The sequence below is a fragment of the Pseudoalteromonas sp. PSi26 genome (genome assembly GCF_054960575.1).
Map to the genome: position 1 here is coordinate 1 of NZ_JBHNYT010000028.1, position 12,145 is coordinate 12,145.

At 41.8% G+C, this 12,145-nt stretch carries 10 protein-coding genes; 8 read left to right on the top strand and 2 right to left on the bottom strand.

What is annotated here, in order from left to right:
• Positions 1-30: 30 nt before the first annotated feature.
• The gene (gene fadJ, locus ACFI34_RS18495) at positions 31-2,250 is read right to left on the bottom strand and encodes a fatty acid oxidation complex subunit alpha FadJ (protein ID WP_462674556.1); all 2,220 of its coding nucleotides are present in this window, start codon (positions 2,248-2,250) and stop codon (positions 31-33) included.
• On the bottom strand, positions 2,250-3,560 hold the full coding sequence (gene fadI, locus ACFI34_RS18500) for an acetyl-CoA C-acyltransferase FadI (RefSeq protein WP_058403425.1): 1,311 nt from the start codon (positions 3,558-3,560) through the stop codon (positions 2,250-2,252). The genes fadJ and fadI overlap by 1 nt, the downstream gene beginning before the upstream one ends.
• A gap of 306 nt (positions 3,561-3,866) precedes the next feature.
• Between fadI and ACFI34_RS18505 the strand changes: the two genes are divergently transcribed.
• Genes ACFI34_RS18505 through ACFI34_RS18540 form a run of 8 tightly spaced genes read left to right on the top strand, consistent with a single transcriptional unit; the run spans position 3,867 to position 12,117 of the window.
• Positions 3,867-4,823, top strand: coding sequence for an AAA family ATPase (locus ACFI34_RS18505; protein ID WP_462674557.1), 957 nt, complete (start codon positions 3,867-3,869; stop codon positions 4,821-4,823).
• Positions 4,824-4,826: 3 nt separating this feature from the next.
• Entirely contained in the window at positions 4,827-5,771 is a 945-nt protein-coding gene (locus tag ACFI34_RS18510) for a DUF58 domain-containing protein (protein WP_462674558.1), read from the top strand.
• A gap of 3 nt (positions 5,772-5,774) precedes the next feature.
• Positions 5,775-6,209 carry a DUF4381 domain-containing protein gene (locus tag ACFI34_RS18515; protein ID WP_276756457.1) on the top strand — a complete coding sequence of 145 codons (435 nt, stop codon included), beginning with the start codon at positions 5,775-5,777 and terminating at the stop codon, positions 6,207-6,209.
• The gene (locus ACFI34_RS18520) at positions 6,202-7,188 is read left to right on the top strand and encodes a vWA domain-containing protein (protein ID WP_462674559.1); all 987 of its coding nucleotides are present in this window, start codon (positions 6,202-6,204) and stop codon (positions 7,186-7,188) included. The genes ACFI34_RS18515 and ACFI34_RS18520 overlap by 8 nt, the downstream gene beginning before the upstream one ends.
• On the top strand, positions 7,188-9,098 hold the full coding sequence (locus ACFI34_RS18525) for a vWA domain-containing protein (RefSeq protein ID WP_462674560.1): 1,911 nt from the start codon (positions 7,188-7,190) through the stop codon (positions 9,096-9,098). Before ACFI34_RS18520 ends, ACFI34_RS18525 begins: the two co-directional genes overlap by 1 nt.
• Positions 9,092-10,747 carry a BatD family protein gene (locus ACFI34_RS18530; RefSeq protein ID WP_462674561.1) on the top strand — a complete coding sequence of 552 codons (1,656 nt, stop codon included), beginning with the start codon at positions 9,092-9,094 and terminating at the stop codon, positions 10,745-10,747. The genes ACFI34_RS18525 and ACFI34_RS18530 overlap by 7 nt, the downstream gene beginning before the upstream one ends.
• A gap of 60 nt (positions 10,748-10,807) precedes the next feature.
• A complete protein-coding gene (locus ACFI34_RS18535) occupies positions 10,808-11,365 on the top strand; it encodes a sigma-70 family RNA polymerase sigma factor (protein WP_021032391.1) in 558 nt (185 codons plus the stop codon).
• Positions 11,365-12,117, top strand: coding sequence for a DUF3379 family protein (locus ACFI34_RS18540; protein WP_462674562.1), 753 nt, complete (start codon positions 11,365-11,367; stop codon positions 12,115-12,117). Before ACFI34_RS18535 ends, ACFI34_RS18540 begins: the two co-directional genes overlap by 1 nt.
• The last annotated feature ends 28 nt before the right edge of the window (positions 12,118-12,145 follow it).

Here is a 12,145-nt window from a genome sequence, read left to right on the forward strand (position 1 = left end):
TAAATGCGGTTTTTTAATACGTGTTAAACGTTATTTAGTGTCATCTTTAGCAACGTCTGATTGCTCTTCAGGCACAACGTCTGCTTCTTGCTCTGATGTTTCTAACTTTACTACTTCAGCAACGGTTTCGTTTTGTATTGGCTTTTCGCCATAAAACGTTTCACCTGACTCAGCCATTGATACTAACGACTCACAGGGTGCAAATATAGCGTTGCTATTAGCAAGCGTAGACATATCCGAACTTACTTTGCTCGTACCGAGTTTATCCATGTAGCTAAATGGGCCACCTAGGAATGGCGGGAAGCCAATACCAAAAATAGCGCCAATATCACCATCACGTGGGCTTGCAATAATGCCCTCATCTAAACAACGCGCAGCTTCATTAAGCATTTGCGCTACACAACGCTGAGCAATTTCACTTTTGTTTAAACGTGAATTAGGCGTTACACCCAGCAACTCGTAAACTGACTCGTCAACTTTTTTGCCTTTTTTCTCGTAATCATAAAAACCACGACCCGTTTTACGGCCAAGGCGTTTTGAATCAATCATGCGTGAAAAGGCATCAGGTCCTTTAAAGCGCTCTCCCAATTCTTTTTCAAGAATAGGTGCAATTTTAGAGCCAATATCAATACCTACTTCGTCAAGTAATGCAAGCGGACCTACTGGGAAACCAAACTCTACAAGTGCTGCATCAATTTTTTCAATTGGCTCACCAGCAAGCATTAAGTTAGCCGCTTCATTTAAGTAAGGTGCAAGTATGCGGTTTACGTAAAAACCAGCCATATCTTTAACAACAATTGGCGTTTTACCCTGCTTACGCGCAAAATTAACAACACGTGCAATTGTCTCTTGAGACGTGCCTTCGTGCGGAATAATTTCAACCAGTGGCATTTTTTCTACTGGAGAGAAATAATGCAAGCCAATTACGTTTTCAGGACGTGTAGCATTTGCCGCAATCTGAGAAATAGGCAACGATGACGTATTACTCGCAAAAATTGTATTCTCTTGGCATTGCTGTTCTACGTCTGCAACCATACCTTGCTTAAGTGCTAAGTCTTCAAATACCGCTTCAATAACTAAATCAATGTGTTTAAAGCCACTGTAGTCAGTTGTACCGGTGATACGGTTCATTGTTAACTGCATATCTGCTTTAGACATAATGCGGCGCTTAAGACGCTTATCAAGAATTTTGTAGGTGTAGTTCATCGCATTGCTAATGCCTTGCTCTGCGACATCTTTAATACGAACAGGCACTTTCGCTTTTACAGCACTTACATGGGCAATACCAGCGCCCATCAGCCCGCCACCTAACACGGCAGTTTTAGTCACTGCTGGCGCGTCATCGTTGCGCCACTCTTTTTTCATTTCGGTGGTTGCAAAAAATAAACCACGAAGCGCTTTAGATTGCTCACTCATAACAAGCGTTGCAAACCCTTCTGCTTCGGTTTTATATGCTTTAAGCTCATCAAGCTCAACGCTCGCTCGTACTGCTTTTATAATAGCCAATGGCGCTGGGTAATGGCCGCCCGTTTTTTTCAGTACGTTTTCTTTTGCTTTTTTAAAGATAAAGTTACGCCCAAATGGGTTTGACTCTAATAGCTTGCTTACTTTATCGAGCTTGGGCTCTTTAGCTTGAGGCTTTTTCTTGGCAGCAAACTCTTTTGCTACTTTTAAAAGTACGCTTTGCGGTACGCAATCATCTAAAACACCCGCTTTTTTAGCCTGCTTAGGACGAATTTGCTTACCAGTTAGCATCCACTCAAGTGCTTTTTGAATACCCACGATTTTAGTTAAACGCTGCGTACCACCGCCACCAGGTAATAAACCTAGTTGAACCTCAGGTAAGCCAATTTTAGTTAAATCGCTATCTGTACCAACACGGTAATCACACGCCAATGCAAACTCTAAACCACCACCAAGCGCGGCGCCATGAATGGCGCTTACTGTAGTATAAGGTAGCTTTTTCATATCAAAAAAAGCTTGATGACACAGCTCGCTAATAGCAAGTGCATCTTCACGTTTTTCTACGCTATCAAGCATCTTTACGTCAGCGCCTGCAATAAAGTTATCGCTTTTACCGCTGATAAAAACCATGCCTTTAACTGCATGTTCTTGTGCTTGCGTAAGTAAAGCTTTTAAATCGTCTGCAAACGAGTCACGCAGGGTATTCATTTTTTCACCCGGCACGTCAATCGTTACAACGGCAATTTTATTTTCGTCTACCGCTAAATTAAATACTGAATCTGTCATTACGCGCTCTCCAATACAAAGGCTGCACCTAAACCACCAGCAGCACATGCTGTTGTTAATGCCAAACCGCCACCACGACGTTTAAGCTCGTTTAAGCTTTGTGTAATTAAGCGAGCACCTGTTGCTGCAAATGGGTGACCATATGCAAGCGAACCGCCATTCACGTTAAACTTATCCATGTTAATTTCGCCAATTGCTTTGCTTCGACCTAGCTTTTCTTGCGCAAACTTGTCTGAAGCAAACATCTTCATGTTCGCAAGGGCTTGCGATGCAAATGCCTCATGCATTTCAATTAAATCTAAATCAGCAAGGGTAATACCAGCTCTGTCTAATGCGATAGGTGTTGAATGCGCAGGACCCATTAACATGTCTTGCTCCACACCAATTGCAGAAAACGCAAAGCTACGTACGTAACCCAAAATTTCGTAACCAAGCGCGCGTGCTTTACTTTCGTTCATCATTAATACCGCAGCTGCTCCATCTGTTAGCGGTGTTGCATTAGCGGCTGTAACCGAACCATGTTGACGGTCAAATACAGGTTTTAGCTTTGCGTAACCTTCAACAGTAGAGTTTTTACGAATATTGTTATCTTCTTCAATAAAGCTTTTATACGGTGGTAAATGAGCCGTCATTACTTCATCTTTTAACTTGCCATCAGCCCAGGCTTGCGTTGCAAGCGTGTGTGAGCGATGTGCTAAAGCATCTTGGTCTTCACGGCTGATATTATGTGTTTTAGCCATTTGCTCAGCAGTTTGACCCATTGAAAGGCCGGTTGAGTACTCTGCAACTGCAGGCGGTACTGGCATTAAGTCTTTCAAACGCAGCTTTGAAAAAATTTGTAAGCGTTGCCCTAAAGTACGCGCCTTGTTTAAATCAACTAAACTACCTGCCAATTTTTTACTTACGCCAATAGGTAATACAGACGATGAATCTGCACCACCGGCAATACCTACACTTACAGAGCCAGCCATAATAGACTCAGCCACGTTAGCAATTGCCTGAAAGCTAGTAGCACATGCACGTGACACTGAATAAGCATCAACACCGACAGGCATGCCTGTACCCAGTACAATTTCACGCGCAATATTCGGCGCTTCCGGCATTTGTACTACTTGACCAAATACAAGTTGATCGATTTCTGATTTGTCAAAATTTAATCGCTCAAGCATTTCGTTAACCACTAATTTCCCCATATCAAGTGCTGGTACGTGGTGGAATGCTGTTGCTTGTTTTGCAAACGGTGTACGAAGGCCACTTACTATGGCAATACGATCACCCTTTGGTGTTTTTAGTATGTTTTGCTCAGACATTTATGCTCTCCCGCTGACAGGTCTGACCTGTTTGTTTTCCTCGATTCTAAACAACCCGTGTGCTAAAGCCAATAGATAAACTGAAATTTATACAAAGTAGTCATGTTTACATATCACACAATAGGCTTTTTTAAACGCATTTACAAAGATTTGTGGTACGCTAAAAACCGTTAAAAAATAACGAACTATTTTAAAAAATACAGTCTAACTCTTGAGTTACCCTATTATAAACCTTATAAATAGGTCAGTATTTGCAACCTAACCCATTTAGGTACTAACCCAGCTGACGAGGACAGTCCACTTATTATGGCAGCTAACGCATTTTCACAATTAAAAACGTACTTAGATACACAAATCATTGGCCAGCCAGAGCTTACTCAAGCACTACTTATTGCTATTTTAGCTGACGGCCACTTATTAGTTGAAGGCCCACCAGGGCTTGCAAAAACACGCGCAGTAAATGCGCTTGCAAAAGGGATTGAAGGTTCGTTTCAACGTGTCCAGTTTACACCCGATTTATTACCGGCCGATGTAACTGGCACCGATATTTACCGCCAACAAACAAGCGAGTTTGTGTTTGAGAAAGGCCCACTTTTTCATAACCTTATTTTGGCTGACGAAATAAACCGTGCCCCAGCAAAGGTGCAGTCAGCTTTACTTGAAGCCATGGCTGAACGTCAAGTTACGGTAGGTAAAAACACGTATCCACTTAGCGACTTATTTATGGTTATGGCAACTCAAAACCCGCTAGAGCAAGAAGGCACCTACCCGCTCCCTGAAGCACAGCTTGACCGCTTTTTATTACATTTAAGTATTGGTTATCCGGGCGCCGAGCACGAGCTTGACATATTACGCTTAACGCGCGGTGAAGCATTAAAAGAGCAACAAGCTGTTTTACAAAAAATTAGCCAAAGCGATTTATTTGCTGCCCGCCAAGCAATTTTAGGTTTGTACTTAGCCGAGCCTCTTGAGCAATATTTGGTTCAACTTATTATTGCTACGCGAGAAGGAGCAAAGTTAGATGAACAACTAGGCCGCTGGATTGAATTTGGCGCCAGCCCTCGTGCCACTATCGCGCTCGATAAATGTGCACGTGCTCATGCATGGTTACAGGGCCGCGACTTTGTAGCCCCTGACGACATACAAGCGGTTGTTCACAATGTACTACGCCATCGCATTATTTTGAGCTACGAAGCCCAAGCCGATGGTGTTACAAAAGATCAAGTAATTAGTCGAATTGTAGAACTGGTAGCTGTACCTTAATTTATGCATAAACAATTAGACCCTCAGGCATGGCTGAAACAAAGCCATAGCCACGGTGTTAATTTAGCACTAAAAGAGCTGATGTATTACAAAGCCAAAGCGCAACTGCTTGAGCTTGCGCCTAAGGTTAAAATTAAAAATACTTTAGCAGGGCAATATCTCGCACCGCATAAAGGCCGTGGTATGGAATTTGCCGAAGTTCGCCATTACCAGCAAGGTGACGACATTCGTTCAATTGACTGGCGAGTTACAGCGCGTACAGGCGAAACCCATACAAAACTTTTTCAAGAAGAAAAAGAACGCCCAGTTTTTGTATTTACCGATTTTTCAAACTCTATGCTATTTGGCTCAAAGCTACTGCTTAAGTCAGTACAAGCTGCGCACATTAGTGCATTAGTTGCTTGGTCTGCGTGCCAGCGTGGCGACAGAATTGGCGGCATTGTATTTAACCAGCACGCTCATTTAGAGCTCAAACCCAGCGCGCGAGAAAAAGCCGTATTAAAGCTTTGTCACAATTTATGTGCTAACCACCAGCAAGCCCTTGGGGGAATAGATGCAAAAGCCCACAATAACTTTAGTGATAACCTAAAGCGCCTTAATCATTTGGCAAAGCCTGGTAGCTTGGTGTATTTGGTATCAGATTTTAGTTCTCTTGACGATGCAAGCTTCAAACAGCTTGAAATACTTAGCCGTCATTGTGAGCTTATTGGGTGTCATATTAGCGACCCATTTGAACATCAATTACCGGCTTATAAAAATACTGTAAGCGTTAGTACAAATGGCCAAGATATTGCTTTGCCACTAATGGATAATGCCTTTAGAGCGCGCTTTGCTAAAAATGCAGAAGATACATTCAATAAGCGCCTTACTCGCTTAACTAAATCGGGTCTTAATTTAATATCGTTCAATGCAGCCAAACCACTTGAACTGCAGCTTGTGAGAAAATAAACCATGCAAACCAATCCACTCGATGGCCTGCACGATGTAATAGCACCTAACCAAGTTGATTGGTGGCCACTCGCCCCTGCTTGGTGGGTTATTATTGCTCTACTTTGCATTGCGCTTTTAACCGGTGTGTATGCAATTTATAAAGCGTACCAATTTAAAAAAGCAAAACGTTATGCCGTATCATTAAGTCAACAAGAGCAATACCCTCAGCATTTACATATTATTTTAAAACGCCTAGTTGTTGAATATTACGGTAAGCACCTTGCCACACAACCTACAAAGCAGTGGTGTGAAACGCTTAATACACTTAGTGGACTCACGTTTACTGAGCAAGAAATTTTAAGCTTATACAGTAGCGAAAATAACAATGTCGATTTAAGTGAAAAATTTCGACAAGCAATCAAAAACTTTAAAGTAAAGGAGCCGCTATATGTTTGAATTTAGTTGGCCATGGCTTTTTTTGCTCCTTCCGTTACCTTTACTGCTTTTATTACTAAAGCCAGCAGCAAGTAGTAACAACACTCGCATACGAATTCCGGGGTTTGCTCAGCACAGCTTGAGTAATCAAAGTATTGAACCTCGATCACGTCGTTTATCGTTATTTGAATGGCTACTTTGGTTATTACTTGTCAGCGCAGCTGCTAACCCCACGTGGTTAGACGAGCCTATTTTGTTGCCAAATGAAGGCCGAGATATCATGCTTGCGGTGGATTTATCTGGCTCGATGACCGAACAGGATATGGCCTACAATGGTCAATATGTTGACCGCTTAACAATGGTAAAAGCAGTACTTAGCGACTTTATAGAACAACGCACTGGCGACAGACTTGGACTTATTTTGTTTGGCGATACGGCGTTTTTACAAACACCTTTAACGCGCGATCTAAAAACGGTAACTAAAATGCTTAACGAAGCACAAATAGGTTTAGTTGGACGCGCGACAGCTATTGGCGACGCACTTGGCTTATCAGTGAAACGTTTTGCTAGTAAAGACGACAGTAACCGAATCGTTGTGCTATTAACAGACGGTCAAAATACCGCGGGTAACTTAAACCCTGACGACGCATTATTACTCGCCCGCGAAGAGGGCATTAAAGTCTATACCATAGGTGTCGGCTCTGATAACCCACGTGGTTTTAGCCTATTTAATATGGGTGGCTCAGGCGGAAGTAATTTAGATGAGCGCCTACTAAAAAATATAGCTGACGATACCGGCGGCCTTTACTTTAGAGCTAAGGATGTAGCGGGCCTCAAACAGATTTACGCAGAGCTTGATAAACTAGAGCCCATTAGTGCGGACGAAAAAACCTTTCGCCCACAAAGCTCATTATTTTATTACCCGCTACTTATTGCCATTTTACTAATTAGCTTAAACGTGATGCTAAGTACATTGCGCGCATTAAAGGAGCCAAACTAATGGATTTTGAATTTATTCGCCCTGCCATTTTATGGCTGCTTATACCTGCAATTGGCCTGTTTTTTGTAGCGTTAATTAAGCACAAAAAAACCACAGACGTGCAATTAATTGCACCGCACTTAGCCCAATTTGTCATCAGTGATACCAACACAAAAGCCAGCCAACCACTTTGGCTGATAGCTGTATTTTGCAGTTTAGGGGTTTTATTCAGTGCAGGCCCAAGCTTTGAAAAAAAACAGGTACCTGTTTTTCAAAGCAAAAGTGCTCGTGTCATCGTTATGGATATGTCTTATTCAATGTACAGCACCGACATTTTACCAAACAGGTTAACGCAAGCTCGTTTTAAATCCCTTGATATGATTGAGCTTTTTAAAGAAGGTGACACCGCGCTAGTTGCTTATGCTGGCACTGCGTATACCATATCGCCACTAACCAATGATGCCACAACACTCAGAAATTTAATTCCAAGCTTAAGCCCCGACATAATGCCCGACAAAGGCTCTAATGTTTTAGCTGGCCTGGATATGGCAAAAGAGCTATTAAATCAGGCAGGTTATATTGATGGTGATATTATTTTAATAACCGACGGTATAGAACAAGAAGAACAAAGCGATGTAACAAGCTTTATAAATAACACAACATTTAGACTCAATATTTATGGTGTAGGGTCAGAGGAAGGTGCGCCTATAAAGTTACCTGAAGGTGGTTTTTTAAAAGACCGGTACGGTCAAATTGTGATCCCTACTATAAATATTTCACAACTAAAAAGTTTGGCCACCCGCAGCGGTGGTAAATTTGCGCGCTATCAACCAAGTAATAGCGACATAAACACGTTTTCGCCGATGGCTAATAGTGAGTTATTAAAAGATGAAACGCAAAGCCAAGCACTGTGGCGTATTGACGCCGGTATTTACGGGCTTTTGCTCTTGTTACCATTTAGTTTGTATTTATTCAGGCGCTCTGCCTTTTTAGGCGCGGTTTTGTTGCTTACCTTTTTACCGCAGCAAAACGCGTATGCATTGGAGCTCCCTACACTATTAAAAAATACAGACCAACGGGCTCTCACCGCCTATAAAAATGAAGAATACGATAAAGCCGCTAACGCGAAGTCAAACCAGTTAAAAGGCGCAGCGCTTTACAAACAAGGCAATTATAACGCCGCTTTGGATGCCTTTAGTAAAGATAAGTCCGCCACAGGTTACTATAACTATGGCAATGCACTTGCCAAAGCGGGCAAACTTGAAGAGGCAATAAACGCTTATAAGCAAGCTCAAACGCTGCAAAGTGATTTTAGTCAAGCCGCAGATAACCAAGCCTTAGTTGAGCAGCTGTTGAATCAACAAGAACAGCAAAACCAGCAAGAACAAAGTGGTGATGAATCTCAAAATCAAGAAAACCAGCAACAAAGTGATCAAAACCAACAACCCAATAACGAACAATCTGGGCAAGAGCAACAAAATAATGAGCAAAACGACTCGGCAAAAGGTGAAAACCAAAGCCAGAGCGATGCGAGCGAAAAATCAGAGCAAGAGTCTGAACCCTCTGAAGATCAGCAAGGGCAAACCGGTGAGCAATCAGAGGAGCAAAATAAACCTGATATGCAAGCACAATCACAAAGCGAACAAAGCGAAAATAAAAACGCTGAACAGCCTGACCAGCAACAGCCCCAATCGCAAGCAATGAGTGAGCAACCCGTTAGCGACGAGCAAAAACAAAAAGCGCAACAACAGGCAATGCAAGCACAAGCCAGTGAGCTTACAAATGAAGAAAAAGAAAAAGCCCAGCAGCTTAATCAGTTACTCAGAAAAGTACCAGACGACCCAGCAATTTTACTACGGAATAAAATGCAACTCGAAGCCCAAAAAAGACAATATCAACGCCGCCCTACAGGAGTAGAAAAATCATGGTAATGCGATTATTTTGCTGTTTATTGCTACTATGCGCGATGCCGTCATTCGCAGCAACGAAACTCGAAGCAAGCGTAGATAAAAACCCAGTGTTAGCGGGTGAGTTTTTTATGCTTAATATATCAATAGACGATACCGTGAAAGGTGAACAACCCGATACATCTGTACTGCTGAAAGATTTTGTAGTCGGCCCAACAAGTTTAAGTACGCGAACTAACATCATAAACGGTAGCATTAATAAACAAACCACGTGGAGCGTTAAATTAATGACCCGCACCGAGGGGCAGTATACTATCCCCTCATTTACGGTAAGTGGATTTAGCTCGCAGCCAATTGATTTAACCGTGACAAAACGTGCTGCAAACGCTGACAATAATAATGACATTTTTGTAAGAACATCACTTTCAAGCAATTCACTCTATGTGCAAGAAGCAGGCGTTTACACACTAAAACTATACTTAGCTAAAGAGTTACTTGATGGTAGTTTAAGTACACCGAGCATGGAAGATGCACAGCTAACACAACTAGGTAAACAGACAGAAAGTTACGAATTAGTTGATGGTAAGCGCTACCTGGTTATTACCCGAGAGTATTTGATTCAACCCCAAAAAAGTGGTCCTTATACTATTGCTGCCCCCGTATTTCAGGGCCGAGTGCAACAAAATTATCGCCAGTTAGAAGTGTCTGCAATTGGCGAAGACCAACAAATAGAAATTAAACCCATTCCCAGTGATTACAAAGGTGCATGGCTGCCCAGTGAACTGGTGAACCTTGGTGAAGAATGGCAACCAAGTGATGACACCATTGAAGTAGGTACACCTATAACTCGTACAATTACACTTACAGCGCTTGGCGTCACCAAAGAACAACTCCCAGATATAGAAATGCCAACAATAAATGGGATCCGTAGCTACCCTGATCAAAAAGAGAACAACAACGCAGTAAGAAATGGGCGTGTTGTTTCGCAACAAACTGCATCGTATGCATTATTGCCACAAACACCGGGCACTTACACCTTACCTGAAATTAAATTACCTTGGTTTAATACTAAAATTAACCGTATTAGTTTTGCCACGCTCCCAGCGCGCACAATTACTGTAACACCAAGCAGCACAGTTATTAATACCCCTGTAAATACAGAGCAAAGTATTGAGAACACACCCGTTGATGAAACTAAAGCTGACGCTAATACATCAGCCCAAATACAAACTCCTCGCAGCTACACGCCACTATGGCTTATTGCTGTTGCTGTACTGGGTTATATTTTATGGATTGGCACTGCAATTTTTTATTGGGTTACCCGTTCTAATATAAATACCATTGAAAAAGTGAAGCCTTTATCTACTCCGCTCAGCCAGCCAAGTTTAAAAAAGCTGTTAAACATACAAAAAGCAGGTGATGTTAAGGCCTTTTACAATGAGCTAAATAATTACGCAGTACAAATAACCAAACAGGATACCGGCGCTATTGATGAGTTATGCCGACGGATTAATAACTCACAGTTGAGTACTGAGGTAATTCAATTACAAGCGCAATTGTATGGAAATAAAGCTACAAACAGTGACCTTGGTGCTATTATAAAAATACTTGAGAACGAGCAAGCTCAAGCATCAAATTTGCAACAAACTGTATTAAAAGACCTTTATAGCTAAAATAAAGTTACGTATGAGTCTTTTTTCATTAAATAAAAATATAGTAGTAAAAAAGTGCTTATGCTGGGAAATAAAAAATCAAATAATCAGGTCTTAATCGATATGGCAGAGAAACAAAAACGTTATGAAGCCTTAGTTCACGTTTATAATAAAGAGCTTTACCGCTTTGCATACTGGTTGTGCCGTGATCCACACATAGCTGATGATTTAGTACAAGAGACATTTTTGCGCGCTTGGCGCTCACTTGATTCTTTACTCGATCAAAAAGCAGCAAAACCGTGGTTACTGACTATTTTACGCAGAGAAAACGCACGACGATTTGAACGTAAACAGTTTGATTACAGTGATGTAGAAAACGATACGCTGGTTGATGAAACCAGCCACTCGCTTGATGATGAAATGGAGCAAACTGTTATTCAACGACAAATTGGATTGCTATCTGACGAATACAGAGAGCCACTATTATTACAGGTCGTAATGGGGTGCACCGGCGAGGAAATTGCCGACATACTTGATTTAAATAAAAACACGGTGATGACACGTTTATACCGTGCTAGAAACCAACTTAAAGAGGCTTTAAGCCGTGATGATGAACAACTTAAAGGGGCATCAAAATAATGGATGAACTTGAGTTTCGTCGCCGCACTATTGCGCAACCAAACGATGTTGATAAGGAACTTATGGAGTTTGCCCATAGCAACCCTGAGCGACAAAGTTTTATTACCGAAATGAAAGAATTTGATAAACACCTTCAAGATGCACTCGATATACCTGTGCCTGATAACTTAGCTGATCGTATTATTTTAAATACATCGTTAAAAGAAAAAGCCTTACAAGAAGAGCAAGCTGCTGGCACCAATGTTGTTGACGCTAAATCGCGTTTTAAGTTTGACCGTGTGCACCTTGCCTTAGCGGCATCATTTATGGTCGCAGTGAGTGCGTTTTTTTTCAGCTCAGAGCAGCATATTGGCCACGAAGCGGGCGAACATGCACTTGCGCATGTGTACTACGAAATAAATGCCCTTGATAAAAAATCCCCTATCAGCCTTCAAAGTGTCAATGACAAACTGGCCGTACTTGGTGGTTACATAGATGAGCTTCCTGGCGATATAACTTACGCAATGTTTTGTGATTTTAAAGGGGAAAGAGGCTTACATTTAATTTTTGAATCGGACTTTGGTCCAATGACGGTATTTATTGTACCTTCAGAAAATAAATCGTTTGGTTTAGGAAATGATCATTTCCAAGATGAGCGCTTTGAAGGCCAAATCAATCGCGGGTCGCAGGCTGATACCATTTTGGTTGCCAGTGTGGGTGCACCACTAGATACCTATAACGAGCGAGTAACCAACGCAATTCGCTGGCTCTAAGCCATAGTAAATAAAAAACCGCTTAGTA